Source organism: Streptosporangium sp. NPDC051022 (assembly GCF_040683035.1).
GTDB lineage: Bacteria > Actinomycetota > Actinomycetes > Streptosporangiales > Streptosporangiaceae > Streptosporangium.
Window position 1 is genome coordinate 65,162 of record NZ_JBFBCF010000023.1, and the last position, 23,845, is coordinate 89,006.

The window sequence follows — 23,845 nt, forward strand, 5'->3', positions numbered from 1 at the left end:
GGTGCGTACGAGGCCCTTACCAGGCGAGGCCGCGTGAGGCTCTACATCCGGCGGTGTTTGGGCGAGCGGTTCCCGGGGTGGTGGGCCGGGCGGTTGCGGACGGGTCTTTCCGGGCGGTCGCTGAGGCGTTTGGTCGGGCGGCCCTCCATGTGGCGGTCCGGGGCGGTGGCGTGGAGAGGGCCGCCGAGGCCCAGGGATTCGAGGTTGTCCTTGGCCGGGTGCTCCAGCGCGGCCGGGCCCTTGGCGAAGGCCCGCAGGATGTTCGTCGTGGCCCTGCGGACGAAGAGCGCGGCCTGGTCGGTGACGCCGTGGCCGCAGTTCGAGCCGCGCATCGCGCACACCCAGCGCATCGTGCCCGAGGCGAACACCCCCGCTCCGCTCGGCGCGGTGTAGTAGGTGGTGTGGGCGGTGGTCGGCCTGCCGCTGCAGTCGACCGGGGAGACGGACAGGATCTCCATCGGGCGTGGCCGCGGCATGCTGGACAGGACCTCGTCGGTCTCCACACCCGCCAGGCCGGGGAAGGTCGTGCCGCGCCGGACACCGGTCCCCTCGAAGATCCAGTTGTCCGGGTTGTGGACCACGTAGACGGCCTCCGCCGGGAAGCAGGTGTACATCGGGCCGGTCAGCGCGCTCTCCGGCTCGGTCACGCGCCACCGGTCGGTGCTCGGGTCGAGCCTGCCGTTCTTGTGGCAGATGACGAGGCGGTCGGGACCCATCGACGTCGCGGCGAAACGGATGCGCCAGTAGACGGCGTTGGCGCCGAGGAAGGCGAGGTTGGTGCCGTGGTCGCGGGCGGCCTCGACGTTGCGGCGCATGTGAACCGACCAGTACTCGTCGTGGCCCAGGGAGACGAATCCCTTGGCGCCGTCGAGGATGTGCGGGTCGTTTTCGAGCTCCAGGCTCGTGATGTAGGCCAGCGGGACGCCGCTGTGCTCGGCGACCTCGATTCCGTCGCGTTCCAGGTCCAGGAAGATCCGCGCCCCCGAGGTGTCGTAGGGGCGGTCGAAGCTGACCGCGTAGGAGCGGTCCTCGAACCCCCCGGGGCCCAGGTAGAGGCTGCGCCCGCCCCAGAGGTTGTAGGCCTGCCAGGTGGTGACCGCGTTGACGACGACCACGCGTCCCTGGGTCGAGGCCGACCTGACGGTGATGGGCACGAAACGCTTCGCCCCGGTCTTGGCGTCCAGCCGGATGAGGTAGGAGCCCTCGGGCCAGCCGGCGGTGTCGATCGCCGGGCCCTGCTTCCAGTGGGCGGCGGTGACCGTACGGGTGCCGGGGACCACCTTGGGAGACGCCTGCTTGATCCCCGGGAGTTCCTCGGACTCCCAGACCTTCCTGGCTCCGTCTCCGCCGTACCAGCCGACCCGGAAGGCCCTGGCGGTGTAGCTGTCGGCCGTGGTCGAGACGTAGAGGTGGAACGTCTCCCCCGGCAGCACGCTCACCCGGTCGGCGAACCCCTCGATCTCGTGCTCGCCGCCGGTGCGGTTTCCCCGCCAGAGCGGGTCGCCCGGCTTGGCGTTCTCGGCCACGGTGGCGTTCCCCGCCGCCTCCGGGGCGCCGGTCCCCCCGGTGTTCGTCCCCGGCGGGTCTCCGGGGCCCCTCGGGGTGTCTCCCGGGCCTCCCGGACCAGGGGAGGTCGCGGGAGAGGGGGTCGCCACGGCCCGGCCGTGGCTCTCGCCGGTGACACCGCCGATGGTGCCGGTGGCCGGGGAGCATCCGGCGCCCACCGTGCTCAGAGCCAGTGTGATCGCCAGGTGAGTGAACGCTCGGAACATGGCACCAGCATGACCTCGCCGAGCACCGCCGCCCGGGAACCTGACCGGAGACTTGGCGGGTTCTTGGCCTCAGAAGGGTGACAGTCTCAGGCGACGGACTCTGGACACGACCGGCTCATGACCGCGACGGACTCGGGGAGGCGGACTCGGGCGGCGGAATCAGGCGGCGGCGGGCTCAGGACAGCGGCAGCACGCACGAGGGGGTGCCGACCGCGTACACCACCGGGTCCGGCTGCGGGATCCCCTCCTTCAGCGTCAGTACGGCGACGCCGTCGGAACGCTGGTTGGCCACGTACATCCGGCCGTCGGCGATGGCGAAGTGCCTCGGCCACACACCGCCGCAGGGGACCTCCGCGACCCGGGCGAGGGTGAGCGGCTCGAACACCGAGATCGTGTCGGGGCCCCGGTTGGCGACGTAGACGAACCCGCCGGACACCTCCAGGTGCGAGGGGTAGTTCCCGCCCTCCGCCGTGCTGGCGGCGACGGCCCCGAGTTCCCGCCAGCCGTCGTCGTAGACGCGGACCGTGCCGTCCAACTCCCCGGCCACGTACCAGTGGTCCCCCGATCGGGCCATGTGCCGGGGACCCATGCCGGGTGCGAGCCGTACCGGCCCTTCGGGGTGTGGCTCCACCCTGTCGCCGACCAGGTATCGGCGGACCTCGTCGGCGCCCAGGTCGGTCACGTACAGCACCCCGTCGGGGCCGAAGACGGCCTGGTGGGCGTGGGCGCCGTCGCGGTAGGGGAAGGTCCACACGTCGGTCAGCAGGCCGGACTCCTCAATCCGGTGCACGGTCACCGTGCCGTCGCCGTAGTTGGCGACCGCGAGCAGCGTGCCGGACGGGGCGACGGCCAGGTGGCAGGGGGAGGATCCGCCGCTCGGCCGCTGGGCGAGGGGGGTCGGCGCGCCCTCGCCCCTGGCGAAGACGCCGACCGTGCCGCGTTCGCTCTCGCCCACGGCGTACAGGATCGGGAGCCGGGGGTGGGCGGCGACGAACGACGGCCCCGAAGCCGGCGTGGTGCCGAGCCGCGTGAGGCTCCCCAGTTCGACGGCGCTGATCCCCGTGCCGGATCCCCCGGTGTCCGGGGTGTATCCACCGATGTACGCGACCTCAGCCATCATGCTCCCGGTATCGGATCGGGCGGCCCGTCGCCACCCGAAGATCGTCATCCGTCCTCGATCAATCTGCGAACTTAGCGCAGTCGATTACTCCCTGGGCACCCGTCTTCCCCCGAACGTACCCATCTGTCCTGAATCTGCCAGCCGCCGGGGCCGCGCTCCGGAGACGGCGCGACGCGCCCGGGATAATTTGGTTGATTCAAGCAACGAAAACGTTGATTCTGTCAGCTATGGAGAACCTTGTCGCGCGGGTTCGCGCGTTCAACCGCTTCTACACCGAGGTGATCGGTGTGCTCCAGCAGGGCATCCTGGACACCCCCTACTCCCTCACCGAGGTGAGAGTGCTGTTCGAGCTCCATTCGCGGGACCGCATGGAGACCGGCGAGCTCCGGCGACTGCTGGAGCTCGACTCCGGATATCTCAGCCGGATGCTCAGCAGGTTCGAGAGCGACGGGCTGGTCGCGCGCGAGCGGTCGGCCGCCGACGCCCGGCGGCAGATCGTCGCGCTGACCGAGGCGGGCCGGACCACGTTCGCGACCCTCGACGAACGCTCGGCGGCGCAGGTGCGGGGCCTGCTGGAGGAGGTGACCGAGGAGGACGCGCGGCGCCTCGTGACGAGCATGGCCACGATCGAGGAGATCCTCTCCCCCGCCGGGAGGAGCGCGCCGTACGTCATCCGCCCGCCGCGCGCCGGGGACCTCGGCTGGGTGGTGCACCGGCACGGGGTGCTCTACAGCCAGGAGTACGGCTGGGGCCAGGACTTCGAGGCGCTGGTCGCCAGGATCGTGGCGGACTACGTGGACGGCCACGATCCGGCGCGCGAGGCCGGGTGGATCGCGGAGGTCGACGGCGAGCGGGCGGGCTGCGTGTTCTGCGTGCGCAAGGACGATGAGACGGCCCAGCTCAGGATGCTGCTGGTCGAGCCGTCCGCCAGGGGCATGGGCATCGGCCGGCGGCTCGTCGAGGAGTGCCTGCACTTCGCCCGGGAGGCGGGCTACCGGCGGATGGTGCTGTGGACCAGGGGCGTGCTGACCGGCGCCCGGCACATCTACCGGGCGGCGGGCTTCGAGCCGATCGAGGAGCGGACCGAGAACGGGATCGTCGAGGAGATCTGGGCCAGGGACCTGTGACCGGCGGACCGTGATCGGCCGGGCCGCCGACCCCGGCACCACGCCGACCGCGACGCCGGAGCACGATGTCGCCCGCTGCACACCTTCGGCGTAATTCCTTCTTTCTTGATAGGTATTATCTGGTTAGTATCAAGAGCACCCCCCACCTGCGTGAGGCGAAAATGCGGTTCCACTGGTTCCTCCCGACCACCGGCGACGGCCACCACGTCAGACCCGCCACGACCACGGTCGCGGCGGGAGGCTCGGCGGCCCGTCCCGCGACGCTCGACTACCTCGCGCAGGTGGCCGGGGCGGCGGAGGCCTCCGGTTTCGACGCCGTGCTGACCCCCGTGGGGGCCGGCTGCCCCGACCCGCTGGTGGTGTGCGGCGCCGTCGCCGCGCGGACCGAGCGGATCGGGCTCCTGGTGGCCTTCCGGCCCGGCTTCACGCTGCCCACCCTGCTCGCCCAGCAGGCGCAGACCTTCCAGCAGATCAGCGGTGGCCGGCTGCTGCTCAACGTGGTGACCGGCGGCGACCCCCGGGAGCAGCGCGCCTACGGCGACTTTCTCGACCACGACGCCCGTTACGCGCGCACCGAGGAGTTCCTGACCGTGCTCCGCCGTTCCTGGACCGGCGAGCCGTTCGACCACGACGGCGTCCACTACCGGGTGTCGGGGGGCGGGCTGACCACGCCGCTCACCGACGTCCCCGAGATCTACTTCGGCGGCGCCTCCCCCGCCGCGGAGCGGGTGGCCGCCGCCCAGGCGGACGTGTACCTGATGTGGGGCGAGCCCCCGGCGATGATCGCCGAGCGGATCGCCCGGATGCGGCGCCTCGCCGCCGAGGCGGGGCGCGAGCCGCGCTTCGGCATCCGGCTGCACGTCATCGCCCGTGACACCGCTGAGGAGGCCTGGGCGCACGCCCGGCGCCTGCTCGACGGCATGGACCCCGAGCGGATCGCCGCCGCCCAGGCGCGGTTCGCCCGGATGGACTCCGTGGGCCAGAGCCGCATGGCCGGGCTACACGGGGGTTCCGCGGATGCGCTCGAGATATCACCCAACCTCTGGGCGGGGGTGGGACTCGTCCGCGAAGGTGCCGGCACGGCGTTGGTCGGCAGCTACGCGGAGGTGTCCGAGCGCATCCGCGAATACGCCCGGCTCGGCCTGTCGGAGTTCATCCTGTCCGGCTGGCCGCACCTGGAGGAGGCCTGGCGGGTGGGCGACTTCGTCCTCCCCCGACTCACCGCTCCCGCCCTCGTGCCATGAGCGCGCTCGGCGACCTCACCGGTGACGCGTCCGCCCACGACACCGCGGACACCTCCACACGCGACACCGCGGGCTCCCCCACCCGTGACACCCCTGTCCCTCCCGCCCGCGACGCCGCGGACGCCCTCGCCGGTGACAGCGCGGACGTTCCCGCCGGTACGTCCGGCGCGGGACCGGCTCCCGCCCGGAGCGTCTGGCGCGCCATGGCCCTGCGGGCCGGGGCGATCGTCGCGCTGGTCGCGATCTGGCAGGTCGTGGCGATGGCGAGGATCTGGCCCCCGGTCTTCGTGCCGGAGCCCCTGGCCGTGTGGGAGCAGTTCCTGCGGACGACCACCGAGGGCGTGAGCGGCTACACCCTCCAGGAGCACCTGCTCACCAGCCTGCGCCGCATCCTCCTCGGCTGCCTGTACGGCGTGACCGGCGGCATCGTCCTGGGACTGCTGATCGGCATGGTCCCCACCCTGCGGGCACTGCTGGGCCCGCCGGTGACGTTCGTGCGGACGCTGCCCCCGCTGGCCTACCTCAGCCTCCTGGTGATCTGGTTCGGCATCGACGAGGAGCCCAAGATCTGGCTCCTGCTGCTCGCCGCGCTGCCGCCGGTGGCGGTGGCGACCGCGGACGCGGTACGGAGCGTGCACGAGGACTACCTGAACGCGGCCCGCTCGCTCGGCGCCCGGCGGCACGAACTGCCGCTGCGGGTGGTGCTGCCGAGCGCGCTGCCCGAGATCATCACGGGCGTCAGGGTCGCCGTCGGGGTCGCCTACACGACGGTGGTCGCCGCCGAGACCGTGAACGGGGTGCCCGGGATCGGCGGCATGGTCCGCGACGCCCAGCGCTACAACCAGACCGACGTGGTGGTGCTCGGCATCCTCGTCATCGGCCTGTCCGGCCTGCTCATCGATTTCCTGCTGCAAACACTCGACCGCCGCCTGGTGCCCTGGCGCGGCCGTACCTGAACGAAGCCCGAGAAAGAGCGCCCTGTGAAACGCACATCCCTGCTCCTGCCGCTGGCCCTGGCCGCCGCCCTGACGCTGACCGCCTGCGGGTCCGGCGCCCAGGAGGCGAAGCCGGCCGCCGACGGCTCCCCCGCGACCCTGCGCATCGGCTACCAGCTGATCCCGAACGGCGATCTGATCGTCAAGGACCAGAAGTGGCTGGAGGCGGCCCTGCCGAACACCAAGATCGTGTGGAGCAAGTTCGACTCGGGCGGCGACGTCAACACGGCCATGATCGCCGGTTCGCTCGACATCGGCCTCGCGGGCAGCAGCCCGGTCACCCGCGGTCTGTCCGCGCCGCTGAACATCCCCTACAAGGTTCCGTGGATCTTCGACGTGATCGGGGACAACGAGGCGCTGGTCGCACGCGGCGGCGTGACCGACGTCAAGGGCCTGGCGGGCAAGCGGATCGCCACGCCGTTCAGCTCGACCTCGCACTACAGCCTGCTCGCCGCGCTGACCGAGGCCGGGCTCTCCGAGTCCGGTGTGAAGATCCTCGACATGGAGCCGCCGGACATCCAGGCCGCCTGGCAGCGCGGTGACATCGACGCCGCCTACGTCTGGACGCCCAACCTGGCCGAGTTGCAGAAGAACGGCGGCAGGACACTGGTCACCAGCAGGGAACTGGCCCAGCGCGGCAAGCTCACCGCCGACCTCGCGGTGGTGCGCGGCGAGTTCGCGCAGAAGTACCCCAAGGCGCTGAGCGTCTGGCTCCAGCAGCAGGACCGGGCGGTCAAGCTGGCCAGGAGCGACAAGGCCGCCGCGGCGGCGGCGATCGGCCGCCAGCTGAACCTGGACCCGGCGGAGGCGGCCCGCCAGCTGGGACAGCTCGTACTGCTGGACGCCTCCGAGCAGCGTTCGGCCGACTACCTCGGCACGCCGTCGGCCCCGGGGAAACTGGCGGAGAACCTGCACAGCGCGGCCGAGTTCCTCAAGACCCAGCAGAAGGTGGACGCGGTGCCCGAGCTGAGCGTGTTCCAGCAGGGCCTGGCGACCCGGGAACTGGCCGATGCGTTCGCGGGCGGCTGACCCGGGGACCGGCCGGGGAACCCCGGCCGCGGACGCTCCGACCACGGCCACCCTGGCCGTGAAGGTGTCCGTCACGGGGGGTTCGGACCTGGGCGCGAGGAGCGTGGACATGGGGAGCGTGGACGCGGGCGTCGAAGCGGGGGGCACGGACCGGATGCGCCCGGCGTCCGGAGCACAGGCCGGGAAGAGCGGAGCACTGGCCGGGAAGACGGGCCGAGACATCGGGAAGGCGGGTCGAGAGGGCCGAGGGGTGGGCGGTGACGGGGATCCGGCACTGGCCCTGGCCGGGGTCTCGCACTCCTACCGGGGACGCGGCGGCCCCGTCGCGGCCCTCGGGCCCGTCGACCTGGAGATCGCCGCGGGCGAGTTCGTCACCGTCGTCGGCCCCTCCGGGTGCGGCAAGAGCACACTGCTGCGGCTGGTCGCGGGGTTCACGGCGCCGTCCGCCGGGAGCATCACCGCCTCGGGCCTGCCGGTCACGGGCCCCGACCCGGCCCGGGGATACGTCTTCCAGCAGCACCGGCTCTTCCCCTGGCTCTCGGTCGCGGGAAACGTCGGCTTCGGGCTCCGGGGCGTGCCCAGGGCCGTACGGCGGGCCAGGGTCGCCGAGTTGCTGGAGCTGACCGGCCTCGGCGACGTGGGGCGGGCCAGGCCGTACGAGCTGTCCGGGGGGATGCAGCAGCGCGCGGCGATCGCCCGCGCGCTGGCGCCCGGTCCCGCGCTGCTGCTGATGGACGAGCCGTTCGCCGCGCTGGACGCCTTCACCAGGGAGCGCATGCAGGAGGAGGTCCGCGAGCTGTGGCGGCGGGCCGGGACCACGGTGGTGTTCATCACGCACAGCGTGGACGAGGCGGTCTACCTGGGCACCCGGGTGCTCGCGCTGAGCGGCCGGCCGGGGCGTGTGATCTTCGACCGCGCCTCGGACCTGCCGTACGAGGACCGGCCCCGCGGCGGCCCGCGCTTCACCGCGTTGCGCGAGGAGCTGACGGAGGTCGTCCGCCGCGCCGCCTCGGCGACCGGCCCAACGGCCCGATGACCGGCCGGGCCCGATGACCGGCCAGGCCCGATGACCGGCCGGGCCCGATGACCGGCCGGGCCCGATGACCGGCCGAGCCCGGTGAGCGGCCGGGGTCAGCGGCGGAAGGGGCCGGTGATCTCGAAGGTGACGCCGTCGGTCCCGGCGGCGTCACCGCGGGGGCCGCGCTGGGAGGAGAAGTACAGGCGACCGCCGTCCGGGGAGAAGGCGGGACCGGTGATCTCCGACCCGGAGTGGCCATCGACCCGCAGGAACGGGGTGACCGTGCGCTCCGGAGTGATCAGGTTGATCTCCATGTTCCCGCCGTCCTCGGCCACGTAGAGGTCGCCCGAGGAGGTGCCGGTGATGTTGTCCACGCCGTTCAGCGGGGCGTCGGCGTCGTAGGCGACCTCCAGGCGCTCGTTCTCCGCGTCGTAGGCCCAGACCCGGTTGTCGCCCTTGCCGGTGAAGAAGCAGACGCCGTCGGAGTAGTGGCAGCCCTCTCCCCCGTCGAAACGCAGGGCGGTGTCCACCTGGTGACGGGTCGCCTCCAGCAGCGCGGCGGGGTTGGGCACCCTCCGCCAGGTCACCGCGCCGGTGTCCGCGCCGCCCACCGGGGAACCGCCCATCGGGGAGCCGCTCACCGGGGAGGAGCACATCACCTCCAGCCTGCCCGTCGTCAGATCCCCCCAGTGCGCGGGGACGAAGCGGTAGAAGCAGCCGTCGGGTTCGTCCTCGGTCAGATACACCACCTGCCTGACCGGGTCGCACGCGGCGGCCTCGTGCTTGAACCTGCCCATGGCCAGGCGCGGCATCGCGGCGCGCACGCCGTACGGGTCGCACTCGAAGATCCGCCCGCGGGAGATCTCCTCGCACGACAGCCAGGTGTTCCACGGGGTGGCGCCGCCCGCGCAGTTGAGGTTGGTGCCCGACAGGATGCGGTAGGCGCCGCGGACGGCCGCGTCGGGGCCGAACCTGATCGCGGTCGCGCCGCCGAGCAGCGGGATCTCCGAGTTGGACACGTAGATCCAGCCGCTCCCGTCGGGGAAGCACGCGCCTCCGTCGGGGGCCGGGTGCCAGAGCACCCCGCCGACCCGGTGTCCCGTGCGGGCGACGATCCTGCTCGTGAACCCCGCGGGCAGCGCGACCCTGTTGCCGTCGGGCGCGCCCAGCGGGCCGTAGGGGCTGTCGTGCCGCGACACGACGGCCAGGGCGGCCCCCTGCCAGAGCGATCCGGCGAAGGCCGTTCCGGCGGCCAGTCCCCCCTTGCGCACGAACGTTCGGCGAAGCATGGCTCCTCCTGGTCGCCTTCTCGTTACGCGGCAAGTCGATCGGACTCATGTGAACAGGGCGACTGCCCACGCCCAAACTTTGCGGAAACCGAAGAGCAAGCGTTCCTCAAAACCAGTCGCCCTATCGCCAAGATCCCCATTCATCCCCGCGCGGACGTCCACAGTGGAGATCACACCGTCGTCAGGCCGGGAGCACCGTTGAGCGAGGGACTCACGTTCGCCAGTCCGATCTCCGAGGCCGCCCCGGCCGTGGGCGGCCGCAGAGCCCTGGTGTTCCTCGACTCACCCCCCTCCGCCTTCCCCGGTGTCTCCCCCGCCCCGGCCTCCATACCGGACTCCGCACCGGACTCCGTCTCGGCCTCGGCCGTACCGGAACCGGTGCCCGTACCGGACGGCCCCTCCCAGCCCGACGCCCGCCTGGCCGGCGCGCTGCGCGCCGAGGGGTTCGCCGTCGACTCCGAGCACAGCCGGGGCGCGGGCGACGACGGCGAGCGGGTGTGGGAGTTCCTCAGGTCCGCGCAGGAGGGGGACCTGCTGGTGATCCGGCTTCCCTCGGACGGCGGCTGGACCTCCGGGCAGCTCGGCTCGATGATCGGCGCGTTCGGCAGGCAGGTGGGCGAGTCGCTGGCGGCGGCCGTACTGCTGATCGTCGACTTCGGCTGGAGCGCCCTGGACGACTCGGCGACCCCGGTCAGGCAGCTGGCCGTCGCGGGAGAGCCCCGGGTGGCGGCGGCCGCCCTCACGCTGACGCTGAGATACGACGAGACGCTTCCCGGCCCCGTGCGCAGCCTGACCGACGTCATCGCCGAAGGCCTGGCCACCCGGGCCGCCGACCTCGACGGCGACGGGGTGATCACCGTCGGCGAGCTGCACTCGTACGCGCTCGACCACTACGCGATCGCCTCCGCCGCCCGCACCCCCATCCTGATCACCTACGGCGCCGTCGCGAAGGTCCCGCTGACCCAGGCCGGGGACCCGTCGGTCCCGCTGCCCGCCGCCCTCGCGCGGGCCGCGGCCCGGCTCGGCGACTCCGTTCCGCCCGCCTCCGGCGTCGAGGTCGTCAGGCGCGTCTACGAGCTGCACCTGAGCGAGCCCGCCAAGGAACTGCTGCGCAAGGCGTCCCTCCTGGCCGAGGACGAGTCCGTCGAGGAGGTCTTCGGCGACGCCACCGAGCTCCGGCAGTGGGGCCTGCTCGGTGAGACCACCACGTTCGCCCATCCGGACGTGCGGTCCTTCGGCCACTCGTGTCTCTCCCCGGTCGAGAGCGCCCGGACCTCCGCGCTGCTGCGCCGCCGGCGGGCCGGGAGGCGGGCCGTACCGCCGAGGGCACGGCTCACCGCGGACCGCTGGACCACCGAGGACCAGCTCGGGCACCGGCTCTACGCCGAGGCCATCGTCGCGTTCGTCAGGCATCCGGAGACCCGGCCGCCGCTCACCATCGGAGTCAAGGGCCCCTGGGGCACCGGCAAGACCTCCCTGATGCGGATGATCCAGGACCTGCTGGACCCCGGGGCCGCGGGGAACAACCCCGCCGCCATCCACCTGCCCGGATCCCGCGCGGACCGGACGCCGACCAACGCCGAGGTGCTGACCCGTGCCGGGCAGCGGCCCAGGGAGGGGGTGGCGCGCGCGGTGCCGGGCGCCCTCCCCGTACGGCGGGCCGACTGGCGCCCGACCGTCTGGTTCAACCCGTGGATGTACCAGAACGGCGAGCAGGTCTGGGCCGGTCTCGCCCACGAGATCATCAGCCAGGTCACCGAACGGCTGCCCACGGCCGAGCGGGAGCGGTTCTGGCTGGAGCTCAACCTGGCCCGGATCGACCGGGAGGCGGTCCGCAGGCGGGCCTACCAGCTGGCGTTGACCCGGCTGGCGCCGCTGGCCCTCGGTCTCCTCACCACCCTCGTGCTCACCGGCGCCCTGCTCGCCGCCTCCGCGCTGCTGCCCGCCTTCGACGCCTTCCTGCGGAACGCCGCGGCCGCCGTCGGCTCCGCCGGGTCCGTCGCCGCGGTCGGGGCGGGTGCCGTGAGGCTGGCGAGGTTCTTCGGCGAGTCGGCGAGCAGCGCCTTCTCCGGCCTGGTGCGGCAGCCCGACCTGCTCTCGGGCGACATGACCGACGGATTCGCCGGGATCGCTGGAGAGGTCGGGGCCGGTCCCGGTTACCGGTCCAGGACCGGTTTCCTGCACCTGGTCCAGACCGACATGCGGCACGTGCTGGACCTGGTCGCGACCGAGGAGCGGCCGCTGGTGGTGTTCGTCGACGACCTGGACCGCTGCTCGCCGGGAACGGTGGCGCAGGTCATCGAGGCGATCAACCTGTTCCTCGCGGGCGAGTTCCCCAACTGCGTGTTCGTGCTGGCCATGGAGCCGGAGGTGGTCGTCGCGCACGTGGAGGCCGCCTACCGCGACCTGGCGGAGACCCTGCCCGGCGACGGGAGGTCCGGGCTGGGCTGGCGGTTCCTGGAGAAGATCGTGCAGTTGCCGCTGAGCGTGCCGCTGCTCGACGACGCCGACCGGCTGCCCGCGTTCGTCCGGGCCCTGCTGGGCATGCCCGACCTTCCGGACCTGCCCCCTTCCCCGTACTCCGGCCTCCCGTCCTCGGGCTCCCCGCCTTCCGGGCCGCGGCCGTCCGAGTCGCCGGGGGCAGGGGCGGGGTCGCGGCCGTACCGGGGCGGGTCCTCCCGTTCCCGGGCTCTTCGGGGGGAGGGGGAGGCGCAGCCGTACGAGAACGGACGCGGGCCACGCGGGTCGGCGCCGCGGATCCCCGGAGCGGGACGGTCCGGGGCGGGACGGCCCTGGGCGGAACGGTCCGAATCGGGGCCGGGGTGGTCCGGGGCGGGACAAGAGGCGCGTGAACCGGGCTCCCGGTCGCGCAGCCCGGTCGACGTCCCGATAGCCGACCCCCTGCCGCGTCCCGTCGAGCCGCCGGACCCGGTGCAGGTGAGCCGTCTGGAGGACGCGATCTGGACGCTGCGGCCGACGGCGGCGACCCTGGACGAGGCGGCGAGGCTGGCGCAGGAGGCCCTGGGCATCGAGAGCCCCGACATGATCGGCGGCCTGTCCGCGGCGGCGCGTGAGGCCGCCGACCGGGTCTTCGACGATCTCTACAGCGACGAGAACGCCTACCGGGCGATCGAGTTCGTGCTGCCCGCCCTGACGTTCTTCAACCCGCGTCAGATCAAGCGCTACGTGAACGTCTTCCGCTTCTACTCGTTCCTGACCTACCGGCGTACGCTCGCCGGGGCGGCGCCCGCCTCGGAGGCCGAGGTCGCCAAGCTCGCGGCGCTGACCATCCACTGGCCGCACCTGCTGTCGCTGCTGGTCATGGAGGTCGAGGGGGTGACCGTACTGCAGAGCCTCGAACGCGCGGCGGAGGCGGCCGACGACAAGGTCTGGGACGGAGCCGTCCGCGAGGCGGGCCTGGCGGGCCACGGCGCCTGGGACGACACCCACCTGGACACCCTGCGCGACCTGTTGTCCTGCCCCCACCCCATCGCGGACCTCGCCCGCCACCTCCTCTGAGCCCCGCCCCTTTTCCGGGCAGGGGCCTCGGGGAGTCCTCGGGACCGCTCCCCTCCACCTACTACAGAGCACCGACGGCCGTGACCGTCCCGGTGTGCGTTAGAGTCCTTGTCCAGGAGGGTGGGCGAGGCCCGGCCCCCTTGTCGCCGCAGCTGACGACCGCTGCCACATCACGCCCGCCCGAGGCCGCCTCCAGGACGCCTTCACCGGCCCCGAAGCCCTCTCCAGCGGAAGCACACTTGACCGGCCGGCCCGATCCGGCCCCTCGCCACCGCCGCGTTTCCCTCCTCCGCCGAGACGTCTTCTCCGCATCGGACCCGCCTGTCCGCACCGGCGCGGAAGGAGGTGCCGCATGCGAGTGAACGCTCTCCACTAGAACTCCACTGAAACTCCACCGAAAGGGAGCAGATGAGCACAGCGGAGCGGTTCGTCGTCATCACCGGCGGTCCGGGCGCGGGCAAGAGCAGTCTGATCGACGCACTCGGACAGCACGGATTCTCCTGCGTGCCCGAGGCAGGCAGGGCGATCATCCGCGACCAGGCGGCGATCGGCGGGCGGGCGCTGCACCGGGCCGACTCCCTGCTGTTCGCCGAGATCATGCTCTCCTGGGAGATGCGTTCGTACCGCGAGGCCGCCCACCGGACCGGAACCGTCTTCTTCGACCGCGGCATCCCCGACATCGTCGGCTACCACCTGCTACTCGGCCGTCCTGTGCCACCGTACGTGTCGGCCGCGGCACGCCTGTTCCGCTATCACCCCCGCGTGTTCGTCGCACCGCCCTGGGAGGAGATCTACGCCAACGACCACGAACGCACCCAGGACTTCGACGAGGCCGTCCGCACCCACGACGCGATGGTCGACGCCTACACCTGCCACGGCTACGAGCCGATCACCCTGCCCAGAACCGACGTCGACTCCCGCGCCGCGTTCGTCCGCCGGCACCTGGAGAGGTGAGCCGGTCCGGTGCCCTTGCACGGCGCTTGCAGGCCGTACGGCAAGCGATGATCGAGCGGCTTGCAAGCGAGTGCCCGTATCACTGGTCATGGCCTGGGGAGGCCCCGCCGGTCGGCGCCGATCGGGTGACGAACACCTGTCCCTCCGACGCCGCCCGGCTCCCCGGCCCTCGACATACGCCTCCTCGGCAGCCGCTCGACCGTGGAAGGACCCGGTGAACGTTCCGGGCCACGAGGTTAAGGTCTGATCATGCCCGTGACCGGAGTGATCTTTGACTTTTTCGGAACCCTCACCCACAGCACGCCGACCCACGTGTGGGACGAGCACGCGGCGCGCAGCGCGAAACCCCTGGGGATCCCCGCCCTGACCTGGCGCGCGGCGCTGGACGCCTCTTTCCCCGAGCGGGCGGTCGGACACCTGGGCGACCTGCCCGCGACCTTCCGTACGCTCCTCGGCCGTGTCGGCGCCGATCCGGGGGAAGAGGCACTGCTGGCCGCCTGCGCCGCACGACTGGCGGCCCAGCGCGAGCTGTTCGGCCTGCGCGCCGACGCGGTCTCGACGCTGACCGCGTTGCGCGAGCGGGGTCTGCGGGTGGGCGTGCTCAGCGACTGCACCGTGGAGCTGGCCTGCACCTGGCCCGACCTTCCGCTCTGCGACCTGGTGGACGCGCGGGTGCTCTCCTGCGAGGAGGGGCGGCGCAAGCCCGACCCGGAACTCTTCCAGAAGATCGCCCGCCTCCTCGCGGTCGATCCCCGCGACTGCCTCTACGTCGGCGACGGCGGCGGAGACGAGCTCACCGGCGCCTCCGACTGCGGGATGCGGGCGTTCATGCTGCGGGAGACCGACTGGGCCGACAACGACGCCCACTCCCGCGAGACCGACTGGCGCGGCCCGTTCCTGCCCTCACTGACCGCCGTCCTGTCCATCCTGGACCCGGCACACTGACGAGCGTTCCTCACGGCGGCGAAAGCCTCACCCGGAACAGCGCACCGGAAACGGGGCTGTCAGGGGACAGGGAAGTCGAACTCGCCGTCCTTGACGCCGCCGACGAACGCCTCCCACTCCGCCCGGCTGTAGACGATCACCTCGGCATCGGGACGACGACTGTGCCGTACGGCCACCCGCCCACTTCCGTCTCCCAATGGCCCGGCTTCCACACACTGGCCACCGGCGTCAGGGCTTCTCGTGCTGATGTGCCAGGCGACGTTCGCCAACTCCTCGCGGGTGATCATCACGTGCCCCTCCCGTTCGCTTGACCGACCGAATCGATGGCACTCCGGATGACGGTCGCGGACTCATCCGGGGTGAGCGCGGCATTATGTATCGAATCGTACGCTCGGGCGAAGTTTTCGACACCTTCCGCCTCGGTGTAGACGGCGCCTCCCCTGGTCTCTACACAAGTCACGTCGGAGTAAGGCTCCAACATGTCGAAAATCATGAATGAGCCCTCCAGGCTGGCGTGCGCCCCAGCGGTGAACGGCAGAACCTGGAGGGTCACATTCGGCCTGGTAATGGCCTCGGACAGATGTTCCAACTGAACACGCATGACCTCCGGACCGCCGATCATGCGATGTAACACGGCCTCGTCCAGAATGACCCGCAGTCGCGGCGCAGCCTCCGTGTCGAGCACGCGCTGCCGGGTCATCCGGAACTCCACCCAGCGTTCGATCTGGTCAGCAGGGACTCCCATGCCGCTCGCCGTGATGACCGCCGAGGCGTAGTCCCGGGTCTGCAAGAGACCGGGGACGAGCATCACCGCATAGGAGCGGATCCCCTCGGCGCGGGTTTCGAGCCAGGCGTGGTCGAGCATTCCTCCGAGCGAGTCGGCGGCGTAGCCGTCCCACCAGCCCTTGCGCCAGATGTCACGGCTGAGCTGTTCGAGGCCGTCGCGAACCTTCCGGTCGTCGACGCCGTACAGGTTGAGCAGCGCGAGCACGTCGGCGACTCTCGCCGGGATGATCCCGGACTCGACCCGGCTTATGGTTCCGGCGTCACGCTGGAGGTAGTCGCCCGACTGCCTGAGCGTCAATCCAGCCGCTTCGCGGTATTCCTTCAGGTATTTACCGAGCCACTGAGCGCGCAGCGTCGGCCCTCGTTTTACCTTCATCGGCCATCTCCTTCGGATTTCCATTGTTGGCCCACCCGGCATTTCTAGGCAAAATCGGACAATGCCAACAATGTTCTACGGCAAGCTTGCGCTTATCTAAATTCAATGTCACGCTACCGAAGCAACGACGGTCACGCTCGGCATTCGCCCGAAAACACAGGGGAATCGGCGTGGAACCGTCCATCAGATCTCCGCTCAGGCCCCGCACCGGAAGGGAACACTCGCCATGGAGCGTCACACCGGTTCCGACCAGTCATCCGCCCGCCGTGATCCGAGCCTCGACACCCCCCGCCCCTGGGACACCGCCCCGGAACCCGCGCATGAGGACACACGAGCACTGATCCGCGAACTCCCCCGCATGTTCGCCCTGGTCCGGGGAGGGGACGACGAGGAGACCGTCGCGGAGGTGGTGGCCTACGGGCTGGCGCTGCCCGGCGGGACGGCGACAACCGTCGGCGCGAACGGCCACGGCTTCGGCCTGTGGAGAAGCGCGGACAGCGCCGCCTGGCGACTCCACTCCGACCTCGTCTGGCTCGGGGAGGACACCGTACGGCCGGACGGCACGGAAGGTTCCCTGTCGTAGGTCACGGAGACGGGAGAGCGCCCTGTCCATGTCGAACCAGGCACCGGGAACGGCGGAAAGGGCCAGAACCTGAGGTCGGTCTTGCCGGCCACTCGCCCTCTGAGCGCTGGAGGACCTGTGCCTGAAAGCGTGCGCGAAGGTCGGCTTCCCCGGGCGTCAGCGAGGCGCCGGACGCGGACGGGCTCGGGCCCTGCTCTGCCCACCCGCCCCGGCGGCTGGAGCGGGGGTGATCAGCGCGGCGGCTCAGCACACCGGTACGGCCTGCGGTACGAGCACGGACGGCTCACCCGGCCTCACCTGCCCGCGGCCGTTGTGATGCCGTTCGTATGCTTGCAGAACTCGGCGGAGATGGCATTCACCGTAGATCGGCAGCCTGCTGGCGCATTCCCTGACCTGATGGCGAAGCACCACGATCTCGGCTGCCTTGGCCCGATCACCGCGGCCCAGCAGGACCAGGAACTGAAAGACACGCCCGAGAATCCCGCGGAGGATATGGTCAACTGTCGACTGTTGTTCATCAGCTGTCAGAGCCACAGCGTTCACCAATGTATTCGACTTGGGAAGTGCGTTGTCCTTAAAGTGCTTCTCGAAGTCATCGAGGGCCTTCAGAGCATTGGCCGACCTGTAGGTCCCCGGCTCTGCGACCCGGGTCCGACCGCACCGGCCAGTCGTAAGGCTCGCGCGCGAAAGTAAGATCATCCATCCATCGAGGTGAGGCCCGGTCCAAGGCGACGGGTGAGTGGTTTGAAGCTGGCCAAAACGACGTCTTACGCTTCGCGATTTCCGTAATCACCATGAGCTTGTGGGCCACTACGCATAACTAGCGTCCCGGGAGGGGCTCCGCATGCCACACTACTAAATTATGGAACGGGCATTTCGGATGTCAGGGCGGCCTTGATCTGGATTCTCCTTCCCCCTGCCGGCCCCCGACCCTGAGAGCGAGTACATGACCAGGGATCTTCTGGCACTGCCGACGAACGAGTTCATCGCCGGCATCGACGCGGTCGCATCCACGTTCGACTCCGCCAGCTATCCGCAGCAGAACCTTCCCGCCGCCGACTGGGAACGACTGGTGAAGGCCGGTGTCCTGCTTCCATCTCTGCCCAAGCAGTTCGGAGGCCGCGACAGCCACGTAGAAATGTGCCGGATCGCCGAGATCACCTCGGAGTGGAATCTGGCATTGGGCGTCCACGTGACGGTCAACATGGCGCTTGGTCTGCGGCCCGTCGTGAAGTGGGCCGGCGAGGACGCCCAGCAGGAGATGCTGCCGCTTTTCGCCGGCAACGATCCGCTCATGGCCGGGCTCGCCGCCACCGAACCGGGCTGCGGCTCGGCTCTGTCCAGCATGACCACCACGTTCGAGGAGGTCGAGGGAGGCTACCGAATCCATGGCCGTAAGCACTGGCAGGCCCTCAGCTTCTCCGCACACTGGTGGCTGGTCGTCGCTCGCCACGCAGATCCCGGTCGCCGCGAGTACGGCTACTTCATCGTCAAGCGCAGCGAGGGCTTCCGCACCATCGAGCGCTACGAGCCACTGGGCCTGAAGATAGTCGACTACGGGGTCAACGACATCGATGCGATCGTTCCCCGGCACCGGCGGCTCAAGGTCGAGGGAGCGAACCTGGGCCCCCTGGTGGAGATCCTCATGGTGTCGCGGGCGATGATGGCGGCAATGGGGTGCGGATTCCTCCGCCGTGTCAGCCGTGAGGCGCACGCGTACGCGGACCACCGCAAGATCGGGACGGCGCCGCTGTCGACGATCCGGTTCGCCCGCTACAGGCTCGCGGCCATCGACACCTCCTACACCATCTGCGAGGCGCTCAACCACTGTCTGCAGACAACGCTGGACGTCAAAGCCGACATGACACTGGCGTTCCCCGCCGTGCAAGCCATCAAGACGGTCGCCTCCGAACGCATGCTCAGTTCGGCCCTGCACTACCAGCAGCTAGCCGGTGGTGAAGGGTACCGATGCGGCTCACCCACCAACATCGCCGGCCAGGCGGCCCTGGACAGCCGCGTCTTCACGGTCTTCGACGGCAACAACGACCTGCTCAGCCAGCAGCTCACCGAGTACTGCCTGGCCCAGCAGACCGGCCGGTCCCTCAGCGGCTTCCTGTCCGGCTGGCCACTCACCGCGCCCGCCGTCACAACGCTCAAGCCGGACCTGAGCTTCCTCGATCAAGACCTCGACCAGGAACATCAGGTGCTGGCCGGCCGTGCCATCGCCTACCTGTTCGCGGCCGGTCAGGTCATGCGGTGGGCCGCCGAGACCCGCGCCACCCCCGGTAGAGTCCAGGCCGCCATCGAGTTCCTCAAACATGACCTCGTCGGCGTCGCCGCGGAATTCCGCCTAATGGCCACCGGAATCCTCGGCGACGCCGACGATGCGGTACCGCCGACCCGCAGCGCGTTCTCGCGTCTCGCCCGGACGTGACCAGGAAGGAATGAAGCGGTCGCGGCCCGGGGCGAAGTGCTCCGCTAGACGATCCCGCACGACCTGGACCATCGTGAAGACGGCCCCCGGGACGTCTTCACGGTCATCCGAAGCCGACCCGCTCCAGCCAGAAGTCGAGCAGGCCCTCGTCGCCGAAGATCTGGATGCCCTCGCCGCGGGCGGGCCGCCGGCGGTAGACGATCAGCAGCAGGTCGGTCAGCGGGCCGCGGACGGCGACGGTGGCCTTCTCGTGCGCGCGGCGCCAGACGACGGTCTCGCCGGTGAGGTCGACCAGCCACTCCGCCTTCGTCTCCGGTGCCGTGTCCGTGGCGTGGAGGTGGAGGGTGCGGCCCGGGCCGAACAGGGCACGCTTTTCGGGGTGGACGTCGAGGATCTGCGGCAGCGCGCCGAGTTCCATCCACTCGTCGAGGGCGTCGAGGGCGACCTCCTCCTCGACGGTGAACTCCTTGCCGAGCGCCAGGGTCGCGTCGGCGCGGTGCACGACCGTCTCGTGCGCGAACCGGCGGGCCAGGAACATCGAGGTCTCCCCCGGGATCGGCGTCCACACCGGCGCGCCGGGTCCGGCGGCGCGCAGCGTGTCGGCCAGTCGCGCGGCGCCCTCGGCGAGCCAGGGGCCGAGCACGGCCGGATCCTCGTCGGTGTAAGCGGACAGGTCGCGGAAGCTCTCGTCGGGCAGGGGCCGCGTCGCCCGGGTCCGCACGATCTCCTCGATCCAGCGGTGGCCGCCGCCGAGATGCCGCAGCAGCTGCCCGACGTTCCAGCCGGGGCACGACGGCACGGGAACCGTCAGGTCCGCGCCCTCGATCCGGGACCTCAGCAGGTCGGTCTGCGCGACGATCTCGGCGCAGTGGCGGTCATAGCTCAACAGGGACATGACGCCACGCTAGAACGCCCCTCCGACAGAACAGGCGCCCGCCGATCCTCCGGACCGGCGCGTCGCCGCCGTCCCGCACACCGCGCCTCGGCGAACGGTCACCGCCGGGAGCGCTCGTTCACAGTCACCGCCGGGAGCGCTCGTTCACACCGGTCTCACGACAGGTCCTCGACCGCGCGTTCGTAGGCGCGCAGGGTGTCGACGAACATCCGCCGCTGGTCGGGGGTTAGCGGTTCGAGCGCCTGACGCCACGCGACGGCGCCGCGCGCCAGCCAGTCGTCGATCACCGGTCGTTTGGCGTCGGCGATGCTGACGATCCTCCGGCGCCGGTCGTCGTCGTCCTCCCGCCGGTGCAGGACGCCCTTACGGCTGAGCTCGCCGACCATCAGGCTCACCGTCGTCGGCGCGACCTCCAGGCGCGCGGCCAGTTCGTTCACCGTCATCGGGCCGTCGAACAGCAGGTAGGACAGCAGGGACAGGTGCCGCGGCCCCAGTGCCAGCGACTGGAACTCCTCGGGCACGGGCAGCCGTTTCACCCGTCCGACCATGCGGGGCATGAGCAGCAGCAGCGCCCGGATGGCGTCGTCGACGCCCGGTCCCGCCTCATCCGGCCGCCGGGGTCCGGTTGACATCTACCGCCCCCCGCAAGATACATTTGCAAGCAAAGATATTTGCCTTCCAAAGCAAAACAGTTGTGTACTCATCGTAGCCGAGGGCCCGTCCCCGTCCGGGCTGCACTCGCCCGCCGTCCGCAGGTCACGGGATCGCGACGGCCCCGGCCCCCAAAGGAACGAAGGACACAGAGAGCGATATGACCATCCTCGTCACCGGCGCCCGAGGCAACATCGGCGGCCGCGTCGTCGCCATGCTGGCCGAAGCCGGGCACCACGTGCGCGGCTCGGCCCGGAACGCGGCCACGCTACGGCCACCCGCGGGCGTCGAGACCGCCGAGCTGGACATCACCGACCCGCACAGCGCCGAGGAGGCCCTGCGGGGCGTCGAGGCGATGTTCCTCTACCCGACACGAGGTGAGGTCGGCGGCTTCCTGAAGACCGCACGTGACGCGGGCGTGCGGTACGTCGTGCTGCTGTCCTCGCCCGCGGCCTACGAGCCCGGCGAGTACGACCGGCCCATCGGGCTCGCCCATCGCGCGGTGGAGCGGGCGCTGGAGGAATCGGGCCTGCGCCACACGGTGCTGTATCCCGGCTGGCTGGCCACCAACGCGCGCCGGGACTGGGGCGAGCAGATCCGTTCCCAAGGACGCGTCGGTCTCGCCCACCCCGACGCGCAGGTCAATCCCGTCCACATCGACGACGTCGCCGAGGTGGCCGCGCACCTGCTCACCCGGGACACGCATCGCGGCCGGATGCAGGTGCTCACCGGGCCTCGGTCGATGCGTCTGCGCGACGTCGTCGGCGTCCTCGGCGATGTTCTCGGCACACCGGTTCCGGTCGACGAGCTGACCCGCGAACAGGCCCTGGCGCGACGCGCGCCCTGGATGCCCGAGCCGGTCCTGGAAGCGCTGCTGGACACCGCCGCAGCGGCCGTGGGCGTCCCCGCACCCGTCACCAACACCGTCGAGCGGATCACCGGTCACCCCGGCCGCACGTTCACGGAGTGGGCCCGCGCGCACCGCGCCGACTTCGAGACGGGTCGGTCCGGCGCCGGCGAGACGGGGTGGTCCGGCGTCGGCGGGACGGACGGTCCGGCGCCCCGTGGGTGAGCGCGCTCCGGCGCTCCGGTGCCCCGTGGGTGAGCGCTCCGGTGCCGCGCGGACAGCGTGGCGGACCGTCGCGCCTGCCGACGACCGCCGCCTCGACAGTGAGCGGATCGGCTGGAAAGGCGCACAAGGCCGACGTGAGGCGGGAAGCCGGACGGCCGGGTCCGGCTTCCGCTCAGGAAAGACTCTTCTCGAAGGTCACCGGGCCTCCTTCATCATCGGGAACGGGCCCCCTTCACCATGGGGAACGCCATCCCCAGCCCGAGCAGCAGGATGATCGCACCTACCACCACGTTGCTCCAGATCGTCGACGCGGTGGCGACGCCGCCGCTGACGACCCAGGGAGCAATGATCGTCCACACGCCGATCAGCGGTGCCACCCAGACGATTCCGTGGGTCCGACCGTAGGCGGAGGCGAATCCGAGAGCCAGCACCGCCAGGGCGATCCCGGTGATCAGATTGTTCCCCGTCAGGGTCGGGAACCGATTGTTGAATCCGACGACCCATGGAGAGATTGCGAGGTAGAGCCCAGACAGGAATGCGAGGCCGGCGATCACCTTGGCGGTCGGCGCCTCTGAGGCGAGCTCGTACTTCGCCCGCAACTCCGCGATGTCGGGGTGCAGCCTCATGGCCTGATCAGCCATGTCTTTCACCACCTTCTCCGAACGCAGCGTGCGCGCGTGCGTGAGGTTGCTCGAGCGAGGCGACCGCGATCAGTTGCGGCGTGGAGCCGTATCCCCCTCGCCGGCGCCCGGCTCATATATCACTTTGTGATAATATCATGCCAGGAGATTATGAGTATGAAGTCACTACCCGCTTGTCTCACCGACCGTGACTACGCGAAGCTGCTGGCGTTCCGGGTCGGGGTCCGCCGCTTCCTGCGTTGGAGCGAGGAGCGGGCGGCCGAGGTGGGACTCACCGCCACCCAGCACCAGTTGCTGCTGGCGATCCGAGGGCATTCCGACCCCCGGGGACCCACCATCAGAGAGCTCGCCGAATACCTGTGCACGCGGCACCACAGCACCGTGCAGCTGATCGACCGCGTGGAGCACCTCGGCCTCGTCACCCGCAAGCGCGGGGAGGGCCACGACCGCCGGCTTGTGCGCCTCGCGCTCACCGGTGCGGGCGAGAAGAAACTGACCCTGCTCAGCGCCACCCATCTGGAAGAGCTCCAGCGGCTGGCCCCTCTGATCAAGATGCTGGTCGAGCAGGCGTCGACCGTCCCGAACGCCTCGATGGCGCCCGCCGCGTCCTGAGGACGACGTCTCTCAGGACGCGGCGGCCCGCCGTGAAGGACGGCGCGGGACGTCACGGAACCCGACGACCTGACGACGATCCCCGGACACCGGTACGGCTCCGCGACCGTCCTCACCGCAGGACCCGCCCCGGACGGCCCGGCCGAAGACCCGCGCACGCCCCGCGGACAGGCGCGGGCGCCCCGGCCCCGTCGGGCCGGGACGTCTTCCGGGCGGCGGAGACGGTCTAGCGCTGCGCCTCGATCATCCAGTGCTGCTTCTCCAGGTCCTGAGTGATCTCGATGAGGATGTCCTGGGTCACCGGGTCGGGCTTCTCCGTGGCCTCGATGCGCTCGCGCATCCTGCGGATGACGGACCCGAGGATGTCCGTCATGGCGGCGACGACCTTGCCGTCGTTGATGTAACCCGCCTCTATCTCCGGCACCTCGCTCGTCTTGGCGAGCGTGGACGCGCGCCCGTCGGGGTTGGCCCCGATGGCGACCGCCCGTTCGGCGACGGTGTCGGCGTGCTCCCGGGCCGCCGCGACGATCTCGTCGAGCTGCAGGTGCAGCGAGCGGAAGTGGTGGCCGATCACGTTCCAGTGGGCCTGCTTGCCCAGAAGCGAGAGTTCGAGGAGGTCGACGAGCGCTCCCTGGAGAGCGGTGGTGACGACCTTCTTGTCCTCACCCTTGAGCGGACTGGTGATCGCGGACATACGGTGTCCTCCCCCTGTTTCAGGATCAATTTCCTATTTGTCCTAAAACGTCCCTACCCACCTATCTCCACCTTATGTTGACAGTGTCA

Annotated in this window: 22 protein-coding genes; 12 read left to right on the forward strand and 10 right to left on the reverse strand. The window is 70.7% G+C overall.

Features of this window, described 5'->3' with window-relative positions; translation table 11 throughout:
* Positions 1-41: 41 nt before the first annotated feature.
* Both AB0N02_RS31195 and AB0N02_RS31200 read right to left on the reverse strand, forming a co-directional pair.
* The gene (locus tag AB0N02_RS31195; RefSeq protein WP_363953704.1) at positions 42-1,772 is read right to left on the reverse strand and encodes a N,N-dimethylformamidase beta subunit family domain-containing protein; all 1,731 of its coding nucleotides are present in this window, start codon (positions 1,770-1,772) and stop codon (positions 42-44) included.
* Positions 1,773-1,947: 175 nt separating this feature from the next.
* On the reverse strand, positions 1,948-2,889 hold the full coding sequence (locus AB0N02_RS31200) for a beta-propeller fold lactonase family protein (protein ID WP_363953706.1): 942 nt from the start codon (positions 2,887-2,889) through the stop codon (positions 1,948-1,950).
* Positions 2,890-3,119: 230 nt separating this feature from the next.
* Here AB0N02_RS31200 and AB0N02_RS31205 point away from each other — a divergent pair, with 230 nt between their 5' ends.
* The 5 genes from AB0N02_RS31205 (at position 3,120) to AB0N02_RS31225 (ending at position 8,323) form a co-directional block, all read left to right on the forward strand.
* Complete coding sequence (locus AB0N02_RS31205; protein ID WP_363953708.1) at positions 3,120-4,019, forward strand: helix-turn-helix domain-containing GNAT family N-acetyltransferase; 900 nt, start codon at positions 3,120-3,122, stop codon at positions 4,017-4,019.
* Positions 4,020-4,180: 161 nt separating this feature from the next.
* Positions 4,181-5,263, forward strand: coding sequence for an LLM class flavin-dependent oxidoreductase (locus AB0N02_RS31210; RefSeq protein ID WP_363953710.1), 1,083 nt, complete (start codon positions 4,181-4,183; stop codon positions 5,261-5,263).
* Positions 5,260-6,219: an ABC transporter permease subunit gene (locus AB0N02_RS31215; RefSeq protein WP_363953712.1), complete on the forward strand. Its 960-nt coding sequence runs from the start codon at positions 5,260-5,262 to the stop codon at positions 6,217-6,219. Before AB0N02_RS31210 ends, AB0N02_RS31215 begins: the two co-directional genes overlap by 4 nt.
* 24 nt (positions 6,220-6,243) lie before the next feature.
* Positions 6,244-7,287 (forward strand): ABC transporter substrate-binding protein, encoded by a 1,044-nt coding sequence (locus AB0N02_RS31220; RefSeq protein WP_363953714.1) that lies wholly within the window; start codon positions 6,244-6,246, stop codon positions 7,285-7,287.
* Positions 7,288-7,396: 109 nt separating this feature from the next.
* Entirely contained in the window at positions 7,397-8,323 is a 927-nt protein-coding gene (locus AB0N02_RS31225; RefSeq protein ID WP_363953716.1) for an ABC transporter ATP-binding protein, read from the forward strand.
* Between the two features lie 95 nt (positions 8,324-8,418).
* Here the strand turns inward: AB0N02_RS31225 and AB0N02_RS31230 are convergent, their stop codons facing one another.
* Positions 8,419-9,594 carry an alkaline phosphatase PhoX gene (locus AB0N02_RS31230; protein ID WP_363953718.1) on the reverse strand — a complete coding sequence of 392 codons (1,176 nt, stop codon included), beginning with the start codon at positions 9,592-9,594 and terminating at the stop codon, positions 8,419-8,421.
* A 198-nt stretch (positions 9,595-9,792) separates the two neighbouring features.
* Here AB0N02_RS31230 and AB0N02_RS31235 point away from each other — a divergent pair, with 198 nt between their 5' ends.
* The 3 genes from AB0N02_RS31235 to AB0N02_RS31245 all read left to right on the forward strand — a co-directional run bounded on the left by AB0N02_RS31235 (position 9,793) and on the right by AB0N02_RS31245 (position 15,012).
* On the forward strand, positions 9,793-13,113 hold the full coding sequence (locus AB0N02_RS31235) for a P-loop NTPase fold protein (protein WP_363953720.1): 3,321 nt from the start codon (positions 9,793-9,795) through the stop codon (positions 13,111-13,113).
* A 408-nt stretch (positions 13,114-13,521) separates the two neighbouring features.
* On the forward strand, positions 13,522-14,067 hold the full coding sequence (locus AB0N02_RS31240) for an AAA family ATPase (protein WP_363953722.1): 546 nt from the start codon (positions 13,522-13,524) through the stop codon (positions 14,065-14,067).
* Between the two features lie 249 nt (positions 14,068-14,316).
* A complete protein-coding gene (locus tag AB0N02_RS31245; RefSeq protein WP_363953724.1) occupies positions 14,317-15,012 on the forward strand; it encodes an HAD family hydrolase in 696 nt (231 codons plus the stop codon).
* Positions 15,013-15,071: 59 nt separating this feature from the next.
* Here the strand turns inward: AB0N02_RS31245 and AB0N02_RS31250 are convergent, their stop codons facing one another.
* Both AB0N02_RS31250 and AB0N02_RS31255 read right to left on the reverse strand, forming a co-directional pair.
* Complete coding sequence (locus AB0N02_RS31250; RefSeq protein WP_363953909.1) at positions 15,072-15,299, reverse strand: DUF397 domain-containing protein; 228 nt, start codon at positions 15,297-15,299, stop codon at positions 15,072-15,074.
* Complete coding sequence (locus AB0N02_RS31255) at positions 15,299-16,174, reverse strand: helix-turn-helix transcriptional regulator (RefSeq protein WP_363953726.1); 876 nt, start codon at positions 16,172-16,174, stop codon at positions 15,299-15,301. Before AB0N02_RS31255 ends, AB0N02_RS31250 begins: the two co-directional genes overlap by 1 nt.
* 226 nt (positions 16,175-16,400) lie before the next feature.
* Between AB0N02_RS31255 and AB0N02_RS31260 the strand changes: the two genes are divergently transcribed.
* Positions 16,401-16,757 carry a hypothetical protein gene (locus tag AB0N02_RS31260; RefSeq protein WP_363953728.1) on the forward strand — a complete coding sequence of 119 codons (357 nt, stop codon included), beginning with the start codon at positions 16,401-16,403 and terminating at the stop codon, positions 16,755-16,757.
* Between the two features lie 243 nt (positions 16,758-17,000).
* Here AB0N02_RS31260 and AB0N02_RS31265 read toward each other — a convergent pair whose 3' ends face one another.
* Positions 17,001-17,291: a hypothetical protein gene (locus tag AB0N02_RS31265; RefSeq protein ID WP_363953730.1), complete on the reverse strand. Its 291-nt coding sequence runs from the start codon at positions 17,289-17,291 to the stop codon at positions 17,001-17,003.
* A 412-nt stretch (positions 17,292-17,703) separates the two neighbouring features.
* Between AB0N02_RS31265 and AB0N02_RS31270 the strand changes: the two genes are divergently transcribed.
* Positions 17,704-19,191 carry an acyl-CoA dehydrogenase family protein gene (locus AB0N02_RS31270; protein WP_363953732.1) on the forward strand — a complete coding sequence of 496 codons (1,488 nt, stop codon included), beginning with the start codon at positions 17,704-17,706 and terminating at the stop codon, positions 19,189-19,191.
* 103 nt (positions 19,192-19,294) lie between these two features.
* On the opposite strand, the gene AB0N02_RS31275 is transcribed toward AB0N02_RS31270, so the two are convergent.
* Positions 19,295-20,086 (reverse strand): maleylpyruvate isomerase family mycothiol-dependent enzyme, encoded by a 792-nt coding sequence (locus AB0N02_RS31275; protein WP_363953734.1) that lies wholly within the window; start codon positions 20,084-20,086, stop codon positions 19,295-19,297.
* Between the two features lie 155 nt (positions 20,087-20,241).
* A complete protein-coding gene (locus tag AB0N02_RS31280) occupies positions 20,242-20,718 on the reverse strand; it encodes a MarR family winged helix-turn-helix transcriptional regulator (RefSeq protein WP_363953736.1) in 477 nt (158 codons plus the stop codon).
* A gap of 179 nt (positions 20,719-20,897) precedes the next feature.
* On the opposite strand from AB0N02_RS31280, the gene AB0N02_RS31285 reads away from it, so the two are divergent.
* Positions 20,898-21,809, forward strand: coding sequence for an NAD(P)H-binding protein (locus tag AB0N02_RS31285; RefSeq protein WP_363953738.1), 912 nt, complete (start codon positions 20,898-20,900; stop codon positions 21,807-21,809).
* Positions 21,810-22,021: 212 nt separating this feature from the next.
* Here AB0N02_RS31285 and AB0N02_RS31290 read toward each other — a convergent pair whose 3' ends face one another.
* Positions 22,022-22,450: an SPW repeat protein gene (locus AB0N02_RS31290; RefSeq protein ID WP_363953740.1), complete on the reverse strand. Its 429-nt coding sequence runs from the start codon at positions 22,448-22,450 to the stop codon at positions 22,022-22,024.
* A 156-nt stretch (positions 22,451-22,606) separates the two neighbouring features.
* On the opposite strand from AB0N02_RS31290, the gene AB0N02_RS31295 reads away from it, so the two are divergent.
* Positions 22,607-23,062 carry a MarR family transcriptional regulator gene (locus AB0N02_RS31295; RefSeq protein ID WP_363953742.1) on the forward strand — a complete coding sequence of 152 codons (456 nt, stop codon included), beginning with the start codon at positions 22,607-22,609 and terminating at the stop codon, positions 23,060-23,062.
* Between the two features lie 226 nt (positions 23,063-23,288).
* On the opposite strand, the gene AB0N02_RS31300 is transcribed toward AB0N02_RS31295, so the two are convergent.
* Entirely contained in the window at positions 23,289-23,756 is a 468-nt protein-coding gene (locus tag AB0N02_RS31300) for a DNA starvation/stationary phase protection protein (protein ID WP_363953744.1), read from the reverse strand.
* Positions 23,757-23,845 lie beyond the last annotated feature (89 nt).

Coding starts and splice junctions, on each gene's coding strand:
- AB0N02_RS31295 (WP_363953742.1), top strand. CDS start 22,607: ATGAAGTCACTACCCGCTTGTCTCACCGACCGTGACTACGCGAAGCTG.
- AB0N02_RS31275 (WP_363953734.1), bottom strand. CDS start 20,086: ATGTCCCTGTTGAGCTATGACCGCCACTGCGCCGAGATCGTCGCGCAG.
- AB0N02_RS31240 (WP_363953722.1), top strand. CDS start 13,522: ATGAGCACAGCGGAGCGGTTCGTCGTCATCACCGGCGGTCCGGGCGCG.
- AB0N02_RS31245 (WP_363953724.1), top strand. CDS start 14,317: ATGCCCGTGACCGGAGTGATCTTTGACTTTTTCGGAACCCTCACCCAC.
- AB0N02_RS31270 (WP_363953732.1), top strand. CDS start 17,704: ATGACCAGGGATCTTCTGGCACTGCCGACGAACGAGTTCATCGCCGGC.
- AB0N02_RS31285 (WP_363953738.1), top strand. CDS start 20,898: ATGACCATCCTCGTCACCGGCGCCCGAGGCAACATCGGCGGCCGCGTC.
- AB0N02_RS31210 (WP_363953710.1), top strand. CDS start 4,181: ATGCGGTTCCACTGGTTCCTCCCGACCACCGGCGACGGCCACCACGTC.
- AB0N02_RS31290 (WP_363953740.1), bottom strand. CDS start 22,450: ATGGCTGATCAGGCCATGAGGCTGCACCCCGACATCGCGGAGTTGCGG.
- AB0N02_RS31225 (WP_363953716.1), top strand. CDS start 7,397: ATGGGGAGCGTGGACGCGGGCGTCGAAGCGGGGGGCACGGACCGGATG.
- AB0N02_RS31215 (WP_363953712.1), top strand. CDS start 5,260: ATGAGCGCGCTCGGCGACCTCACCGGTGACGCGTCCGCCCACGACACC.
- AB0N02_RS31280 (WP_363953736.1), bottom strand. CDS start 20,718: ATGTCAACCGGACCCCGGCGGCCGGATGAGGCGGGACCGGGCGTCGAC.
- AB0N02_RS31230 (WP_363953718.1), bottom strand. CDS start 9,594: ATGCTTCGCCGAACGTTCGTGCGCAAGGGGGGACTGGCCGCCGGAACG.
- AB0N02_RS31260 (WP_363953728.1), top strand. CDS start 16,401: ATGGAGCGTCACACCGGTTCCGACCAGTCATCCGCCCGCCGTGATCCG.
- AB0N02_RS31205 (WP_363953708.1), top strand. CDS start 3,120: ATGGAGAACCTTGTCGCGCGGGTTCGCGCGTTCAACCGCTTCTACACC.
- AB0N02_RS31255 (WP_363953726.1), bottom strand. CDS start 16,174: ATGAAGGTAAAACGAGGGCCGACGCTGCGCGCTCAGTGGCTCGGTAAA.
- AB0N02_RS31300 (WP_363953744.1), bottom strand. CDS start 23,756: ATGTCCGCGATCACCAGTCCGCTCAAGGGTGAGGACAAGAAGGTCGTC.
- AB0N02_RS31250 (WP_363953909.1), bottom strand. CDS start 15,299: ATGATCACCCGCGAGGAGTTGGCGAACGTCGCCTGGCACATCAGCACG.
- AB0N02_RS31200 (WP_363953706.1), bottom strand. CDS start 2,889: ATGGCTGAGGTCGCGTACATCGGTGGATACACCCCGGACACCGGGGGA.
- AB0N02_RS31195 (WP_363953704.1), bottom strand. CDS start 1,772: ATGTTCCGAGCGTTCACTCACCTGGCGATCACACTGGCTCTGAGCACG.